Below are 16,989 nucleotides of genomic sequence, written 5' to 3'. Positions count from 1 at the left end.
TTCCCGTCCGCCGCGGACGGCGTTTGGGGGGGGAACGCACGCGATGGCCCAGATAAAAGTCGAGAATCTCGGCAAAATCTATCGCGTCGCCGTCCGCGATCCGGGGCTCGTGGGCGCCTTTCGCGGCCTGTTCCGGCGGCAGCATAAGGAGGTCGTAGCCCTCGACTCGGTAAGCTTCGCGCTCGAGGAGGGCGAGTTCCTCGGCTTCGTTGGGCCGAACGGCGCCGGCAAATCGACCACCATCAAGATCCTGTCGGGAATCCTGCGCCCGACATCGGGACGCTGCGAGGTCGGTGGCCTGGTGCCATGGGAAAGCCGCATCGCCCATGTCGCGCGGATCGGCGTGGTGTTCGGCCAGCGCACGCAATTGTGGTGGGACCTGCCGGTGATCGAGAGCTTCGAACTGCTCCGCGACATCTATCGCGTCGCGCCGGCGAAATTCGCCGCGACCTGCGAAAGGCTGGTCGAGATGCTGAAGATCGGGCCGATCCTGGATACGCCGCTGCGCCAGCTTTCGCTCGGCCAGCGCATGCGCTGCGAGATCGCGGCCGCGCTTCTGCACACGCCGCGCATCCTCTTTCTGGACGAGCCGACCATCGGCCTCGACGCGGTATCGAAGCTGGCGCTCCGCGACTTCGTGAAGACGCTGAATCGCGAGAAGGGCGTGACCGTGCTCCTCACCACCCACGACATGCACGACATCGAGGCGCTGGCGCGGCGCGTCATCATCATCGGCAACGGCAGGCTGCTGCGCGATTCCAGCTTCGAAGCCATGCGCGCCGACGTTCTGGGCGAACGCCGCCTCATTGTGGATTTCGCGGGCGACGCGGACGGCGTCGCGGTCGAGGGCGCGACGGTGCGCAGCCGCGACGGCCGCACCGTCGAATTCGCCTTCGATCCATCGCGCACGCCCGCCCACATCCTGATCGCGCGCGTCGCGGCGGCGCACGAGATCGCCGACATGCGCGTAAAAGATCCCGGCATCGAGGAAGTGATCGCGCGGTTCTACGCGCTGCACGGCGCGGTGGACGCATGAGCGCCGCCGCCCTTCCCTATCTCTCGATCCTGCGGGCGCGCTTTTCGCTGATGCTGCAATACCGCACGGCCGCCTGGGCCGGCGTCGCGACGCAGTTCTGGTTCGGCACCATCCGCGTGATGACGCTGGTCGCCTTCTATGCCGGCGCGGGCCGCCAGCCGCTCAACCTGGCGCAGGTCGTGACCTATATCTGGCTCGGTCAGGCGTTTCTCGCCATGCTGCCCTGGGCCGCCGACGCCGAGATCGCCGCCGCGGTCGAAAGCGGCAATGTCGGTTACGAGCGCCTGCGCCCGATCGACACCTATCTGCTGTGGTTCGCCCGCGCGCTGGCCTGGCGCGTCGCCAACACGACGCTGCGCGCCGGGCCGGTGTTCATCCTGGCGGCGCTGCTCCTGCCGCTGACGCAGATGCATGACTGGGCGTGGCGCATGCCGGCAAGCGGCCTGTCCGCGCTGCTCTTCGTGCTCTCCATCGCGCTGACCGCGCTTTTGTCATCGGCGATGACGGTGCTGCTGAACATCGTCGTCACCGCGCTGAAGACGCAGCGTGTCGTCGGTTTCTCGATGGGGCTGGTCAATCTGTTTTCCGGCCTGGTGATTCCGCTGGCGCTGTTTCCCGGCTGGGCGCAAGGCGCGCTTCTATGGCAGCCCTTCGCGGGCCTCGCCGATATTCCCTACCGCGTCTATTTCGGCGCGCTGTCCGGCGGCATGGCGGCGCAGGGATTGGCGGCGCAGACGCTGTGGATCGGGCTGCTCGTTCTTCTGGGCCGCTGGTGGCTGAACCGCGTGATGGCGCGCATCGACATGCAGGGAAGCTGAGCATGAACGGCTTTGCGATCTACTGGCGCTATGTCGGCGTCAGCCTGCGCGGTCAGATGCTCTATCCGACCGCGTTCCTCCTGAGGCTCGTCTCGCAATTCCTCGTCACCATCGTGGAGTTCGCCGGCGTGTGGGTGCTGTTCCAGCGCTTCCACCATGTGCGCGGCTGGAGCTTCGCGCAGGTCGCCCTGTTCTATGCCATCACGAGCATCGCTTTCGCGCTGGCCGACGGTCTGTCGCGCGGCTTCGACGGCGTGGGGCCGCTCTTTGTGAAGACAGGCAATTTCGACCGGCTGCTGCTGCGCCCGCGCAGCACGGCGCTGCAGATCACCGCGCAGGACTTCACGCTCGGTTCGATGGGACGCACGGCGCAAGGGCTGGTCGCGCTGGCCGTCGCGGTGTGGCTGCTGCGGCCTGACTGGGGCATCGGCCGGGCACTGCTGCTGCTGTGGTCGGTGGCGGGCGGAACGGCGCTGTTTTTCGCGCTCAAGACGCTGGAGGGCACGCTCGCCTTCTGGACGACCGAGGGCCTCGAAGTCGCCAACACGCTGACCTATGGCGGCGAGGCGGCGGCGCAGTTTCCGCTCGACATCTACGCCGCCTGGTTCCGCAAATTCCTCTGTTATTTCGTGCCGATCGGCTGTTCGCTCTATTTTCCCGTGGCGCTCGTTCTCGGCCGTGATGTCGGCGTGCCCGCCTGGGCGGCGGTGCTGTCGCCGGCGACCGGATTTGCGTTCCTCGCCGTCGCCCTGGCGGTCTGGGGCGTCGGCATCCGCCACTACACCAGCACGGGAAGCTGAGCGTCGTGCTATACGTTTGCGTATGGCCGAGCCGAAATGGGAGACCTACCGTTCCTTTCTCGCGGTGATGACGGAAGGAAGTCTGTCGGCGGCGGCGCGCAAGCTGTCGCTGACCCAGCCGACGCTCGGGCGGCACGTCGACCAGCTCGAAGCCGATCTCGGCCTGCCGCTGTTCACGCGATCGCAGGCCAGCCTTCTTCCGACCCAGGCGGCGCGCCAGCTTCTGCCACATGCCCAGGCGATGGCGAGCGCGGCGGAGGCACTGGTGCGCGCCGCTTCCGGCGCCGATGCCGAGGAGCGGGGGACCGCCCGGCTGACCGCGAGCGTGGTGGTCGGCGGCGAGGTGCTGCCCGCGATCCTGGCGCGCTTTCGCGAGGCGCATCCACACATTACGATCGAACTGGTGCTGTCCGACGCGACGCAGGATCTGCTGCGGCGCGACGCCGACATCGCGGTGCGCATGGTCCGGCCGACACAGGGCGCGCTGGTGGCAAGGAAAATCGGGCGCATCGGCTTCGGACTGTTCGCCCATCGCAGTTATCTGGAAAAGCACGGCACGCCGAAGAGCCTTGAGGACATGCGGGCGCACGCCGTCATCGGCTTCGACAAGGAGACGCCGTTCATCCAGGCGCTGCGCAAGGGCGGGTTGCCGCTGACGCGCGAAATGTTCGCGCTTCGCACTGACGCCGATCTCGCCCAGCTTGCGGCGCTGCGCGCCGGCTTCGGGATCGGCGTGACGCAATTGGGCATCGGCCGGCGCGAGTCCAATCTCGTGCCGCTGCTCCCCGATGCGCTGAAATTCGAACTCGAGATCTGGCTGGCCATGCACAAGGATCTGCGCGGCACCAAGCGCATGCGGCTTTTGTTCGATCACCTTGCGGAAAGCCTCGCCGCCTATGCCGCGACCTCGCGGGCGGCGTGACCATGGCGGACGAATTCCTCATCGCCGCGCTGAATGCGGATGCAGCGGAACAAGTCGTGGCGCTCTACCGCGCAGCCGCGGCCGCCGACGGCGGATTGGCGCGCGCACCGGACGAGATCGACGACGCCTATGTCCGGCGCTTTCTCGAAAGCGCGTCGCGCGACGGCATCAGCCGGGCCGTCTTCGCCGGCGACGGCACGCTGGCCGGCGAAATCCATGCGCTGCGCATGGCATCGCGCCAGTTTCGGCACGTGCTAACCGACCTGACCGTGGCGGTGCATCCTGACTGGCAAGGCAAGGGCCTGGGCACTCTGCTGTTCGGCCAACTGATCGAGGCGGCGCGCGCGATGACGCCGTCCGTCACACGCATCGAACTCTTCGCCCGCGAAGGCAATGCCGGCGCGATCCGGCTCTATGAGAGGCTCGGCTTTGTCGTCGAGGGCCGTTTCAAGGGCCGCGTCCGACTTCCGAACGGCGTGATCGAGGACGATATCGCGATGGCCTTGATATTGTAGCGCAATACAGAATTTGCATATTTAACGCATTTCTCGTATTATATGTCTATGTCGAAGAACAAACACACGACGACGGCTGGCGAATTGGTTCGCCAATTCTCGCATTATAGCGATCTCGCGCTGTCCGAGCCGGTGATCGTCACCAAAAACGGTCGCCCGCGAAACGTACTGATATCGGTTGACGAATACGAACGGCTCAAGAGTCGCGACCGTATCGCGTTCCTGGCCGAAGACACGCCCGACGAATTCATTCCGCAACTTGAGGCCATCGCGCGCGGCGAGATTCCTTGATCGGTCCGCCACCGCCGCCCGGGACCGTCTTTCAATTTTCCTATCTTTGGGCCGACGAGTTCGATCGCGGCCATTTCGAAGCTTGGAAGGATCGCCCAGCATTGGCGATCGCACTCGCCGTAACGGATGAGAACGGCGTGACGACAGTCATGGCGCTGGCGATAACGCATGCGCCGCCAGCGGACGCCGGCGATGCCATAGAATTGCCAGGGGATGTAAAACGGCGCCTGGGCCTGGATGACGAACGCTCATGGATCGTCACGCGGGAAGCAAATGCCTTCCGTTGGCCCGGACCCGACATCCGCTTCATTCCCCGCCACGAGCCCCCGACGCCGATCTACGGCAGGATTCCCGGCGATCTTCTGCGACGCGTTGCACAGCAATACCTACTGCATCGCCGCAATCGCACTGCAAGGCTGGTACACAGGGACGACTAACTACGCCGCCACGAGATTGCGCAGCACGTACTGAAGAATCCCGCCGTTTTTGTAGTAGGACACTTCGTCCGCGGTCAGGATCATCAGGAAGAGCGGCATCGCCGCGGTGCGTCCGTCGGGATAGTGCACCGTCGCCGTCACCTTCATCTGCGGCTTGATCTCGCCCGACAGGCCCGGGATGTCGATCGCCTCGCGCCCGGTGAGCGCATAGTCGCGCCGCGTCTTGCCTTCCGCGAACACGAAGGGCGCCACGCCCATGCCGATCAGGTTGGAGCGATGGATGCGCTCGAAGCTCTCGGTGATCACCGCCCGGATGCCCAGCAGCTTGGGGCCCTTGGCCGCCCAGTCGCGCGATGAGCCGGTGCCGTATTCCTTGCCGCCGATGATGACCGTATCGATGCCCTCGGCCTTGTACTTCGCCGCCGCGTCGAAGATCGGCATCGCCTCGCCCGAGGGCGCGCCTTCGGAGAAGTACAGCGTGTTGCCGCCTTCCTTGCCGCCCATCATCTCGTTGCGGATGCGGATGTTGGCGAAGGTGCCGCGCTCCATCAGCTCGAAATTGCCGCGCCGCGCGCCATAGGAGTTGAAATCCTCCTGCCGCACCTGGCGTTCCTGGAGGTAGAGGCCGGCGGGCGAGGCCGCCTTGATGTTGCCGGCCGGCGAGATGTGGTCGGTGGTGATGGAATCGCCGAACAGCGCCAGGATGCGGGCCTTCTCGATGTCCTTCACCGGCTGCGGCTCGATCGTCATGCCCTCGAAGAAGGGCGGGTTCTTCACATAGGTCGACGCCATCGGCCACTGATAGGTCTGGGTCTTCGGCGCCTTGATCTTGCGCCAATTGGCGTCGCCCAGGAACACGTCGCCATAGCGCGCCTTGAAGCTGGACGTCTTGATGCCCTTGCGCATCGCCGCCGCGATCTCCTGCGGGCTCGGCCAGATGTCCTTGAGATAGACCGGCTCGTTCTCCGTGTCGTAGCCGACCGGTTCCTTGGTCAGGTCGATGTTGATCGAGCCCGCCAGCGCATAGGCGACGACCAGCATCGGTGAGGCGAGATAGTTGGCGCGCACCAAGGGATGCACGCGGCCCTCGAAATTGCGATTGCCCGAAAGCACCGCGGCGGTGACGAGATCGGCCGAGGTGATCGCCTCGGTCACATTGTCCGGCAGGGGACCCGAATTGCCGATGCAGGTGGTGCAGCCGTAACCCACGAGCTGGAAGCCCAGCTTGTCGAGATAGGTGTTCAGCCCCGCCTTCTCCAGATAGTCGGTCACCACCTGGCTGCCCGGCGCCAGCGAGGTCTTGACCCAGGGCCTGACTTTGATGCCGCGTTCCACCGCCTTCTTGGCGACGAGGCCGGCGCCGATCATGACGGAGGGATTGGAGGTGTTGGTGCAGGAGGTGATCGCGGCGATCACGACGTCGCCATGGCCGATGGAATGTTCGGTGCCGGCGAGCTTGGCGCGCCGGTTGGCGTCGTCTTCCTTCTTGTAGGTGTTCATCAGCGCGACGGCGAATTCATGCGCGGCGCTGCCCAGCGGCACGCGGTCCTGCGGCCGCGCCGGACCGGCGAGGCTCGGCTCGACCGTGTTCATGTCCAGCGACAGCGTGTCGGTGAATTCCGGATCGGCGCTCTTGGCGGTGCGATAAAGGCCCTGCGCCTTGGCGTATTTCTCCACCAGCGCAACGCGGGCCGGCTTGCGCGCGGTGGCCTTGAGGTAGCGCAGCGTCTCCGCGTCGACCGGGAAGAAGCCGCAGGTCGCGCCGTACTCCGGCGCCATGTTGGCGATCGTCGCGCGATCCTCAAGCGACATGTCGTCGAGGCCGGGGCCGTAATATTCGACGAACTTGCCGACCACGCCCTTCTTGCGCAGCATCTGCGTCACGGTCAGCACCAGATCGGTCGCGGTGACGCCCTCGCGCAGCTTGCCGGTCAGCCGAAAGCCGATGACTTCGGGGATGAGCATGGAGATCGGCTGGCCGAGCATCGCGGCCTCCGCCTCGATGCCGCCGACGCCCCAGCCGAGCACCGAGAGCCCGTTGACCATGGTGGTATGGCTGTCGGTGCCGACCAGCGTGTCGGGGAAGGCGTATTCGACGGCCTTCGCGCCGTCCTTCTCCTTGCGGGTCCACACCGTTTGGGCGAGGTATTCCAGGTTCACCTGGTGGCAGATGCCGGTGCCCGGCGGCACGACGCGGAAATTCGCGAAGGCCTGCTGGCCCCAGCGCAGGAACTGATAGCGCTCCGAATTGCGCTCATATTCGATGACGACGTTCTTCTTGAACGAATTCTTGTGGCCGAAGTTGTCGACCATCACCGAATGGTCGATGACGAGATCGACCTCGGCCAGCGGATTGATCTTCTCCGGATCGCCGCCGAGATTCTTCATCGCGTCGCGCATCGCGGCCAGGTCGACCACGGCGGGCACGCCGGTCAGGTCCTGCATCAGCACGCGTGCCGGGCGGAAGGCGATCTCGCGGTCGGAGCTCTTCTTGTCGAGCCAGCCGACCACGGCCTTGATGTCGTCGGCGGTGACGGTCTTGCCGTCCTCGTAGCGCAGCAGGTTCTCCAGCAGCACCTTCAGCGAATAGGGCAGCCGGGACGCGCCCTTAAGGCCGTTCTTCTCGGCGGCGGCGAGGCTGAAATAGGCATAGGGCTTGCCGCCCACCGTCATCGTGCGGCGGGATTTGAAGGAGTCGAGGCTGCGGGTCACGGGGGCGCCCTTCGCAAGGATGGTTGAGTGGGCCGGGTATTAGTCCCGTTTCCCGCAAAATCCAAGCTCCCGCAACGTCACGGTGGCCGGGCGCGACCGCCCGTGACAAACTGGCGAAAGATGCGGGGGGATCTGCCATGGGAACAGAGCACGTCCGGGTCGAACGCAAGGGCGGCATCACGACCGTCGTGATCGACCGCCCGCAGGCGCGCAACGCCGTCGACCGGCCGACCGCAGACGCGCTGGTGAAGGCCTTTCTCGCCTTCGAACACGACAACGACCAGAAGGTCGCCGTGCTGTGGGGCGCGGGCGGCACGTTCTGCGCCGGCGCCGACCTCAAGGGCCTGAGCGAGGGCCGCGGCAACCGGCTGACGGCGCCGAGCCAGCATTTCGATCCCCATTCCGGCGACGCGCCGATGGGACCCACGCGCATGCGCCTGCTCAAGCCGGTGATCGCGGCGGTGGCGGGCCATGCGGTTGCGGGCGGGCTCGAACTCGCCTGCTGGTGCGACCTGCGCGTGGTGGAGGAGGACGCGGTGCTCGGCGTGTTCTGCCGCCGCTGGGGCGTGCCCCTGATCGACGGCGGCACGGTGCGCCTGCCGCGCCTCATCGGCCAGTCGCGCGCGCTGGACCTGATCCTCACCGGAAGGCCGATCGGCGCGGAGGAGGCCTATGCCTGGGGCCTCGCGAACCGCGTCGTGGCGAAGGGCGACAGCCGCCGCGCGGCGGAGGAACTGGCGCTCGAGATCTCGCGCTTCCCGGAGATCTGCATGAAGGGCGACCGCGCCTCGGTCTACGACCAATGGGACTTCGATCACCACCACGCGATGATGCACGAATTCAAATATGGGACGGCCACGTTGCAGACCGGCGAGTCGCGCGCCGGCGCCGCGCGCTTCGCCAGCGGCAAGGGCCGCGGCGGCAGGTTCGACGACCTGTGACGGCGCAAATCGAATCCAAAGGCGGCATGTTGTCCGTGGCGCGCATTGCCGGTGCCGTGGTCGTGGCGGCGGCGATCGGCTTTTCCATTCACGTTCTCTACGGACAGGGCTGGGCGGAGGCCTATGTGCAAAGAGCGGCCGATATGGGCCGCCTCAACGGCGCGCTGCACCAACCCTATCCGACGACAATCGTCGTCATCGCGGCACTGACCGCGCTCGTGCCCACGGCCGGAAAGGTGCTGGCCTATATTCTGCTCAAGGAAAGGCTGCCCGGCCGCTCGCGCATCGTCAAAGGCCTGGCGTTCGGTCTGCTGGTCCTGCTCATGGGCGACGCGTTGATTCGCCTGCCGCTCATGAACGCCGTCATCGGCAATCCCTTCGACGTCGTGCTGGTGCAGAGTCTCGAAGGTTGGCTTATTGCGCCGCTTATGGGCATCGCCATCGCTCTTCTGGTGCCCTGATACGTCCCAAATTCGCCCCATTCGCTTGTTAACAGCATTGTGGGGGTCGTGCCGGCGATGGAACCGGCGCGCCATGAGCGGCTGCAGACAAGAAGGCTTGAATGCCCAGACGTGGGATCCTGTTCGCGGCGATCGCGATGCTGGCGAGCTTCGGCATGGTCCGCGGCCAGGAAGGCCTCGGCGCCCGCATGTCGATCGACCGGCTGGGCGACATCCAGACCGGCGTCTACACCACGAGCAGCGGCACGAAGTTCACGCTCAGCGCCTATGCCGAGAACTACCTGCTGCGCTTCGACGGCAATCCCGAGATTTTCGTCCTGTATGCAAATCACGCCTCGCTCGGCGGCGGCGTGCTGAAATACGATTCGGGCGAGACCGCGCTCGCCGTCTCCGGCTGGGGCGCGTTGACGGTCTACACCGATGCGCAGCCCGGCGGACTTCCCGCCGAACGCACCGGCAGCAGCGCGGTGCCGAGCCTGCCGCCGCTCTCGCTCGCCGAGATGCAGAAGGCGGCGGCCGACGAGGCGACGCATCTGGCCTATGCGCGCGGCCTGCGCATCGCCTTCGTGGCGGACTGGGCGGCGCTTGCCGATGATTCGGGCCTGCGGGCGCTAACCTTCGACGCGATGCAGAACGCGGCGCGCGGCCTCGACCGCTTCGCCGAGAACCCCGCCGCGCGCGCCCTTCTGGGCACGCGGATGGACACGGTGCACATGCTGACCGGCGGCAAGCCGACCATCGGGCTGCACGGACGTACGCTGATGGTAACATTCGTGCCGGCGCACGGCCTGGTGGGACGCGCCTCTTCCCATGGCATCGCGCGCGCGCTCGGCCGGCTGTTCGACCTGCCGACGGCGGGCTAAGCCGGCTCGAAGCCTTCCGGCGCGAGCTCGAACGTCGTGAAATCGAAACCGGGTGCTACGGTGCAGCCGACCAGGGTATAGGCCCCGAGCGACTTGGCGCTCTGCCAGCCGCGCGCCGGGACCACGAGCTGGGGCCGCTGGCCCTTGGCGATATCGGTGCCGAGCACGTGCTTGACCGCCGGCCCGCGCAGCGGCGCGATCGACAATTCGAGCGGGCCGCCGCGATAGAAGTGCCAGACCTCCGCCGCGTCGATGCGGTGCCAGCGCGAGACCTCGCCCTTGCGCAGCAGGAAATAGATCGCGGTCGAATGGGCGCGGCCGCGGCCGCCGGCGGGGGTGTCGCGAAAGCTTTCGCGATAGTGCCCGCCTTCCGGATGGGGCCGCATTTCCAGGAGGCGAATGAGATCGTCGGCCTCGCGTATGCCGCTCACGCACTGCGCTCGATGGACACGTGCTGGGGATAGAAGGCGAGATGGTCCTTGATCTCGGCCATCGCCGGATAGGGCTGCTGGTAGCTCCACACCGCATTGGCCGCCTTGGCGGTGCCGGCCGCGAGGTCGAAATAGCTGGCATTGCCCTTGTAGGGACAATGCGTCGTGTGCGCGGTGGGCGAGAAATGCGCCATGTCCGCGTCGCCGCGCGGAATGTAGAGCACCGCCGGATAGGTGGATTCGCGCAGTTCGAGCGCGTGGCGGGTATCGGCGATCGTCTCGCCGGCGAAACGCACGACGACGCGGCCTTCGGCCGGCCGTATCGTGATCGGGTGGTCCGGACCTGGAATCTTCATGCCGCTGTTTTAGCAGCGACGGCGCGATCGGCAAACAGGCTGCGCGCGCCGCGCGCGACGAGGACCTTCATGCCCGCCGCGACCGACAGGCTGTCGGCCAGCGCGTTGTGCGGCTGTCCTTCGAAGGGCACGCCGAGGCTCGGGCCGATGTCGCAGGAATGCAGGCCGCAGGTGTCGATGCCGTTGGCACGGAACCAGGGGTGCAGGTCGCGGAACTCGGGCGTGCGGGCCGGCGCGCCGAGCCCGTAAAGCCGCCGGTTCTCCTCGAACACGACCTCGTCGCGGCCGAAGGCGGCGCATACCGCGCCGCCGGCGAAATCGAGAAAAGCCTCATAGGCATCGGCGAAATCGCGGCCCTGCTCGCGCAGGATCTGCGTCGTGATGCCGGTCAGCCTTTCCAGATAGGGCGAGAGCCGCGGATTTATCCGTGGACGGACGAAGACCGAGAAGGTGTCGCGCACCGCAAGGCTCAGCGGATCGACCTTGACCGCGCCGATCTGCACGACCTCCTTGAACTCGCCGGGCCGAAGCCAGCGATGCCGCATCGAGCCTTCCCAGGCCGTGAATTCAAGGTCGTAGATGACGGCCATGGACACTTGAGCGTGCGCTCCGTGATCGGTGATACTACTTATACGTGCAAACCCGAATCAAAGCTGGACCATAATTAATGCATTATTAAGACCCACGGCAGACCGTAGGGGTCTGTTTCGTCTCCCGATGGAGGCCCCATGGCCGCGCGCGCAAATCCCTTGTTCGACATCGCTCCAGCCGCCGCGCCGGCGGGCGATCCGTCGCCGCCATCCACGAACGCGCTGGCCCGGCTGGCGCATATCCATGCCGACGCCGTGGAGACCGCGCGCCTCGCCAATCTTCTGGGCCGTTCGCTTTATGCGCCGGTCGCCCTGGCGGCGATGGCCACGGCGTCCCTCGCGCTGGGCGGCGGTGCCTCCCTGTCGCAGACCGTCGCCTGGACGATCCTGATGGCGGTCGGCCTTCTTGCCATGCTGCGCGCCTATGCCTTCGCAATCCGCCAGCCCTTCGAGCGTTCCGCCCTGCACGCCTTCGCGCAGGACATGAGCGCATGCCTTCTCTATGCCGGATTCGCCTGGGGCGCCGGCGCGTTCCTGGCCCTGCCCGCTTCGGCGTCCGGCGGCGCGGCGCTGCTGTTCGCGGCCGCACCCGTCATCGCCATCGCCGTGTTGTTGCGCGAGCGGCAGGCCGTGCTGCTTTTTCTTGCGCCCGTCGCCGGCCTGACGTCATTGGCTTGCGTCGTGCGACCCTTCGCGGGCGGCGCGCTTGCGGCGAGCCTTGTGCTGATGGCCTGCACCGCCATCGCCATCGCGATGCAGCTTGTCGCGCGCGCCCGCGAGACGCGGGCCGGCACGGTGTTGCCGCACGGCCTTATCGCCTCGTAAATATCACAATCGCAAGGGTTTTCCGGCGCGGGGCGAGAGGATAGTCTCCGCCCCGAAACGAGAAAGCTTTCGCGCGCCGCCGCCGGAAAGCTCCGCCCTTCCGAGGCCCTTCATGTCGCTCGCCCCATCCGACGATTCCGCTCACGTCACGCGCAAGAACGAGGCGGACGCGGCGGAGCGATTGGTGTCGGGCGCAAAGCTTCTGGGCGATCCGGCCGAACTCGCCTTCTATAAGGCGTTGTTCGGCCAGGCCGCGCCGGACGATGTGAACCGCTACGCGCCGCCGGCGCTGGCCGCGCTCGCCAGGCTGGTGCGCAAGCGCGCTTTGGCGCATCGGCCGGGCGGCAGCAACGTCGACCTGTTCTGCGCCCGCGACGAAGACAAGGATTATGGCGAGAACGACACGGTTCTCGTCGCGGTCAACGACGACAAGCCGTTCCTGTTCGATTCGCTGATCGCCGACGTGACGGCGGGCGGCGGCCGGCTGCGCGCCGTCTTCCATCCCATCGTGCAGCAGAACTGCCAGGCGGTGAGCGTCATCGTGCTGGCGCTGGAACCGATCCTGAACGAGGTGCGCCAGGCGGCGATCCTGCACAGCGCCCACGCGACCTTCGCCCAGGTTGGCGTCGCGGTCCGCGACTGGCGCGCGATGACGGCGCGGCTGCGCGAGTCGATCGACGGTCTGAAAGCCAATCCGCCCAAGGTCAGCAAGGAGGAATTCGACGAGAGCATCGCTCTGCTGGAATGGCTCGGCGACAACCATTTCACCTTCCTGGGCTCGCGCGACTACGATTTCGATCCGGCGGGCGACGGCGCGCTTGTGCCGGTGGCGCATAGCGGCCTGGGCGTGCTCAGCGATCCCGACGCCCGCGTCATCCGCCGCGGCCCCGACCGCGCCGCGCTGACGCCCCAGGTGCGCGCCTTCCTGGTTCAGCCCTCGCCGCTCATCATCACCAAGTCGAACGAGCGCAGCCTGGTGCATCGCCGCGTCCATATGGACTATGTCGGCGTGAAGACCTTCGGGGCGGACGGCAGGCTGACCGGCGAGCGCCGCTTCGTCGGCCTGTTCACCTCGGGCGCCTATAGCCGAAGGCCGAGCGACATTCCGCTCTTGCGCCGCAAGGTCGCCAATGTGCTGGCCCATGCCGGCCTGCCGCCGGCCAGCCATGACGGCAAGGCGCTGGCGCATATCCTCGATACCTATCCGCGCGACGAGCTGTTCCAGATCTCCGAAGAAGACCTGTTCGCGATCGCGCAAGGCATCCTGCGGCTCGGCGAGCGCCCGACGGTGCGGGTCTTCCTGCGCTTCGACCGGTTCGACCGCTTCGTCTCGGCGCTCGTCTTCGTGCCGCGCGACCGCTACGACACCCATGCGCGCGAGCGCATCCACGAGATCCTCGCCAAGGCGCTGAACGGCCGGCTCTCGTCCGCGACGCCGACGATCGACGAATCCGTGCTGGCGCGGGTGCATTACATCATCAGCCGCAATGAGGGCGCACGGCCGCCGGTCAGCGTGCAGCTTCTCGAAGAGCAGATTCGCGGCGCCGTGCGCACCTGGGACGACGGCTTCGCCCAGGCGATGGAGACCCTGCACGGCGAGACCGAGGGCATGCGGCTGACCCAGGAACGTCAGGCCCATTTCTCGCCCGGCTATCGCGGGTCGTTCACGCCGATGGAAGCGGTGCACGACCTGGACGAGATCGCGGACCTCGCGAAGATCGAGCATGGCCTGAAGATCAAGGCGCGGGTCTATCGCCGCCACGCCGACGCGCATGATGCGCTGAGGCTGAAGCTCTACATTCTGGGCGAGGTCATGCCGCTATCGGCCTCGCTGCCGATCTTCGAGAATCTCGGCCTCAAAGTGATCGCGGAGGATTCCTTCCCCGTCACGCTCAAGACCGGCGACGGCTGGACGCACGAGGCCAGCGTCCTCGACTTTCTCATGGAGCGCGCCGACCAGGTCACGGCCGATCTCGCCGCCATCAAGCAGCCGCTCGAAGATGCATTCCACGCCATCATTGCCGGCCAGGCGGAGAACGACGGCTTCAACCGCCTGGTGCTGAGCGCCGGCCTCGCCTGGCGCGACGTCACGATCCTGCGGACCGTGGCGAAGTTCCTGCGACAAGCCGGTTTCGCCTTCAGCCAGGACTATGTCGAGCAGACGCTGGCGCGCAATCCCGACCTCGCGGGTTTGCTGGTGGCGCTGTTCCACGCGAAGCACGACCCCGCCAATGCGGAGGACCGCGAAGGCGTCGCCGCGGCGATCGCCAAAAGGATCGACGGCGCGCTCGACGATGTGCAGAGCCTGGATGACGACCGCATCGTCCGCCGGCTGCGCAATGTCGTGGACAACGTGCTGCGCACGAATTTCTACCAGCGCGACGAACATGGCGCGCCCAAGCCCTATATCGCGGTCAAGCTCGACTCGCAGAATCTCGACGAGTTGCCGTTGCCCCGCCCACATGTCGAGATCTTCGTCTACGCCCCGGACGTCGAGGGCGTCCACTTGCGCTTCGGCAAGGTGGCGCGCGGCGGCATCCGCTGGTCCGACCGGCGCGAGGATTTCCGCACCGAGATTCTCGGGCTGGTGAAGGCGCAGCAGGTCAAGAACGCCGTCATCGTGCCGGTCGGCGCCAAGGGCGGGTTCTATCCCAAGGCCATGCCGGCCAATCCGACGCGCGACCAGAGCCAGGCCGTCGGCATCGCCGCCTATACCGTGCTGATCAATGCCCTGCTGGACGTCACCGACAATCTCCACACCGACGGCTCGGTGGTGCCGCCGGCGGATGTCGTGCGCCATGACGGCGACGATCCCTATCTCGTGGTCGCGGCCGACAAGGGCACCGCCACCTTCTCCGACATCGCCAACGGCATCGCGGAAGGCCGCGGCTTCTGGCTCGGCGATGCCTTCGCGAGCGGCGGCAGCCACGGCTACGACCACAAGAAGATGGCCATCACCGCGCGCGGCGCCTGGGAAGCGGTCAAGCGGCATTTCCGCGAACTCGACGGCCGCGATATCCAGGCCAAGCCGTTCACCTGCGTCGGCGTCGGCGACATGTCGGGCGATGTGTTCGGCAACGGCATGCTGCTGTCGAAACAGACCCGGCTGCTGGCGGCGTTCGACCACCGCCATATCTTCCTCGATCCCGATCCCGATCCCGATCCGCAGACGAGTTGGACCGAGCGCAAGCGGCTGTTCGACCTGCCGCGTTCGAGCTGGGCGGACTACGACAAGGCACTGATCTCCAAGGGCGGCGGCGTGTTCGCGCGCACGCTGAAGGAGATCGCGCTGACGCCGGAGATGAAAGCCGTCGCGGGCGTGACCGCGGACAAGCTGTCGCCGGGCGAACTGATCAAGGCGCTTCTCAAGGCCGAGGTCGACCTTCTGTTCTTCGGTGGCATCGGGACGTTCATCAAGGCGTCGACCCAGGGCAATCTCGAAGCCGGCGACCGCGCCAACGACGCGGTGCGCGTCAATGGCGGCGAGGTGCGCGCCAAGGTGATCGGCGAGGGCGCCAATCTGGGCGTCACCCAGCCGGGCCGCATCGAATATGCCCGCGCCGGCGGGCGCATCAACACCGACGCGATCGACAATTCGGCCGGCGTCGACACTTCCGACCATGAAGTCAATCTCAAGATCCTGCTCGGCGGGCCGCAGCGGCGCGGCGAGCTGACGCCGGAGGCCCGCGACGCGCTGCTGGGCGCGATGACCGACGATGTGGCGGCGCATGTGCTGAAGGACAATTACGACCAGACGCTGGCGCTCTCCGTCGCGCAGGGCCGCGCGGTGCGCGACCTCGACGCCCATGGCCGCTACATGCGCGACCTGGAGCGCCGCGGGCGCCTCGACCGCGCGGTGGAATTCCTGCCCACCGACAGCGAACTGCAGAAGCTCGAGAACGAGACCAAGGGGCTGACGCGGCCCGAACTCGCCGTGCTGCTCGCCTATGCCAAGCTCGACCTCGACGCCGAGATCGTGGCGAGCGACCTGCCCGACGATCCGGCCTTCGCCGCCGTGCTCGCGGGCTATTTCCCGCCGGCCGCGGTGAAGCGCTTCCCGGACGCGCTCCAACAGCATCGCCTGCGCCGCGAGATCGTCTCGACCTCGCTCGCCAACCGCCTCGTCAATCTGGCCGGCCCGGTTTTCGTCGCGCGCATGACGGAGATGTCGGGCGCGCCGGGCGCCCATGTCGCGCGCGCCTTCGTGGTCGCGGAAGGCGCCTTCGGCCTTGCCGCGCTCAAGGCCCGCATCGACGCGCTGGACGGCAAGGCCGACGCGGCGGTGCAGACCGGCATGTACACCGATATCGCGGAGATCCTGCGCCGGCTGGGCCTGTGGTTCATCACCAATGTGCCGGCCAATGCCGATCTTGCCTCGACCGTCGCGCTCTACCGCGCCGGCGTGGAGAGCCTGCGCGGCACCTTCAACACCCTCGTCTCGCCCTATGAGGCGAGCGACACGGAAGGCCAGATCAAGCGCCTCACCGACGCCGGCGTGCCGCTCGACGTGGCGGAGGACGTGGCCGTGCTGCCGCTGATGAGCGGCGCGCCGGAGATCGCGCAGCTCGCGCGCAACCGCGCGCTCAGCCTCGACCTCGTCGCCGGCGCCTATTTCGCGATGGGTGCGGCGGTGGGCATCGGCCGGCTGCGCGGCCTGGCGGCGCGCATCTCGGCGACCGAGCACTGGGACCGCCTCGCGATACGCCGCATCGTCGACGACCTCTTTGCCGGCCAGCGCGCGCTCACCGCCGAGGCGCTCGAAGGCGCGCCGGCGCAAGGCACGCGCACCGACGGATCGGACGCGGTGAAGACCTGGGCGCAGGCGCGTGGCGAAACGCTGGAACGCGCCAAGAGCTTCCTCGATGCGCTGGAACGCAGCGGCGATCTCTCCATCGCCAAGCTGACATTGGCCAACAGCCAGATCCGCGAACTGGCGGAGCGCTGAAATCCCGCAGATCGTTGCGCGTCTGGCCGGTTGTGGTATCCTCAAT

The 16,989-nt window shown here is 67.0% G+C and carries 16 protein-coding genes; 12 read left to right on the top strand and 4 right to left on the bottom strand.

The features are described 5' to 3' along the window. Positions 1 to 43: 43 nt before the first annotated feature. The 7 genes from WDM86_13630 to WDM86_13600 are packed head-to-tail and all read left to right on the top strand — an operon-like array spanning position 44 to position 4,819. On the top strand, positions 44 to 1,036 hold the full coding sequence (locus WDM86_13630; GenBank protein ID MEI9991072.1) for an ABC transporter ATP-binding protein: 993 nt from the start codon (positions 44 to 46) through the stop codon (positions 1,034 to 1,036). Continuing rightward, positions 1,033 to 1,854, top strand: coding sequence for an ABC-2 family transporter protein (locus WDM86_13625; GenBank protein ID MEI9991071.1), 822 nt, complete (start codon positions 1,033 to 1,035; stop codon positions 1,852 to 1,854). The genes WDM86_13630 and WDM86_13625 overlap by 4 nt, the downstream gene beginning before the upstream one ends. Positions 1,855 to 1,856: 2 nt before the next feature. Then, positions 1,857 to 2,654: an ABC-2 family transporter protein gene (locus WDM86_13620; protein MEI9991070.1), complete on the top strand. Its 798-nt coding sequence runs from the start codon at positions 1,857 to 1,859 to the stop codon at positions 2,652 to 2,654. 22 nt (positions 2,655 to 2,676) lie between these two features. Further along, positions 2,677 to 3,576: a LysR family transcriptional regulator gene (locus WDM86_13615; GenBank protein MEI9991069.1), complete on the top strand. Its 900-nt coding sequence runs from the start codon at positions 2,677 to 2,679 to the stop codon at positions 3,574 to 3,576. Between the two features lie 2 nt (positions 3,577 to 3,578). Continuing rightward, positions 3,579 to 4,091 (top strand): GNAT family N-acetyltransferase, encoded by a 513-nt coding sequence (locus tag WDM86_13610; protein MEI9991068.1) that lies wholly within the window; start codon positions 3,579 to 3,581, stop codon positions 4,089 to 4,091. Between the two features lie 48 nt (positions 4,092 to 4,139). Then, positions 4,140 to 4,382: a type II toxin-antitoxin system prevent-host-death family antitoxin gene (locus WDM86_13605; GenBank protein ID MEI9991067.1), complete on the top strand. Its 243-nt coding sequence runs from the start codon at positions 4,140 to 4,142 to the stop codon at positions 4,380 to 4,382. Beyond that, positions 4,379 to 4,819, top strand: a complete 441-nt coding sequence (locus WDM86_13600) for a hypothetical protein (GenBank protein MEI9991066.1) — start codon at positions 4,379 to 4,381, stop codon at positions 4,817 to 4,819. Before WDM86_13605 ends, WDM86_13600 begins: the two co-directional genes overlap by 4 nt. On the opposite strand, the gene acnA is transcribed toward WDM86_13600, so the two are convergent. Next, the gene (gene acnA / locus WDM86_13595) at positions 4,820 to 7,531 is read right to left on the bottom strand and encodes an aconitate hydratase AcnA (protein MEI9991065.1); all 2,712 of its coding nucleotides are present in this window, start codon (positions 7,529 to 7,531) and stop codon (positions 4,820 to 4,822) included. Positions 7,532 to 7,668: 137 nt separating this feature from the next. On the opposite strand from acnA, the gene WDM86_13590 reads away from it, so the two are divergent. The 3 genes from WDM86_13590 to WDM86_13580 all read left to right on the top strand — a co-directional run bounded on the left by WDM86_13590 (position 7,669) and on the right by WDM86_13580 (position 9,796). Next, positions 7,669 to 8,472: a crotonase/enoyl-CoA hydratase family protein gene (locus tag WDM86_13590; protein ID MEI9991064.1), complete on the top strand. Its 804-nt coding sequence runs from the start codon at positions 7,669 to 7,671 to the stop codon at positions 8,470 to 8,472. Continuing rightward, entirely contained in the window at positions 8,469 to 8,933 is a 465-nt protein-coding gene (locus WDM86_13585; protein MEI9991063.1) for a hypothetical protein, read from the top strand. The genes WDM86_13590 and WDM86_13585 overlap by 4 nt, the downstream gene beginning before the upstream one ends. A gap of 101 nt (positions 8,934 to 9,034) precedes the next feature. Continuing rightward, a complete protein-coding gene (locus tag WDM86_13580) occupies positions 9,035 to 9,796 on the top strand; it encodes a DUF4908 domain-containing protein (protein ID MEI9991062.1) in 762 nt (253 codons plus the stop codon). Here WDM86_13580 and WDM86_13575 read toward each other — a convergent pair. Genes WDM86_13575 through WDM86_13565 form a run of 3 tightly spaced genes read right to left on the bottom strand, consistent with a single transcriptional unit; the run spans position 9,793 to position 11,173 of the window. Continuing rightward, on the bottom strand, positions 9,793 to 10,227 hold the full coding sequence (locus WDM86_13575; protein ID MEI9991061.1) for a cupin domain-containing protein: 435 nt from the start codon (positions 10,225 to 10,227) through the stop codon (positions 9,793 to 9,795). The two genes, WDM86_13580 and WDM86_13575, sit on opposite strands and share 4 nt — an antisense overlap. Continuing rightward, the gene (locus WDM86_13570) at positions 10,224 to 10,583 is read right to left on the bottom strand and encodes a DUF427 domain-containing protein (GenBank protein MEI9991060.1); all 360 of its coding nucleotides are present in this window, start codon (positions 10,581 to 10,583) and stop codon (positions 10,224 to 10,226) included. Before WDM86_13570 ends, WDM86_13575 begins: the two co-directional genes overlap by 4 nt. Then, on the bottom strand, positions 10,580 to 11,173 hold the full coding sequence (locus tag WDM86_13565; protein MEI9991059.1) for a 3'-5' exonuclease: 594 nt from the start codon (positions 11,171 to 11,173) through the stop codon (positions 10,580 to 10,582). Before WDM86_13565 ends, WDM86_13570 begins: the two co-directional genes overlap by 4 nt. A 138-nt stretch (positions 11,174 to 11,311) precedes the next feature. Between WDM86_13565 and WDM86_13560 the strand changes: the two genes are divergently transcribed. Together WDM86_13560 and WDM86_13555 are read left to right on the top strand one after the other, a co-directional pair. After that, on the top strand, positions 11,312 to 11,998 hold the full coding sequence (locus tag WDM86_13560) for a hypothetical protein (GenBank protein MEI9991058.1): 687 nt from the start codon (positions 11,312 to 11,314) through the stop codon (positions 11,996 to 11,998). 112 nt (positions 11,999 to 12,110) lie between these two features. Continuing rightward, positions 12,111 to 16,943 carry an NAD-glutamate dehydrogenase gene (locus tag WDM86_13555; GenBank protein MEI9991057.1) on the top strand — a complete coding sequence of 1,611 codons (4,833 nt, stop codon included), beginning with the start codon at positions 12,111 to 12,113 and terminating at the stop codon, positions 16,941 to 16,943. Positions 16,944 to 16,989 lie beyond the last annotated feature (46 nt).

The organism is Rhizomicrobium sp. (assembly GCA_037200045.1).
In the GTDB taxonomy this organism is placed as follows: Bacteria; Pseudomonadota; Alphaproteobacteria; order Micropepsales; family Micropepsaceae; genus Rhizomicrobium.
Note: the sequence above shows the minus strand (reverse complement) of the source record. Positions and strands in the feature narration are given on the sequence as shown.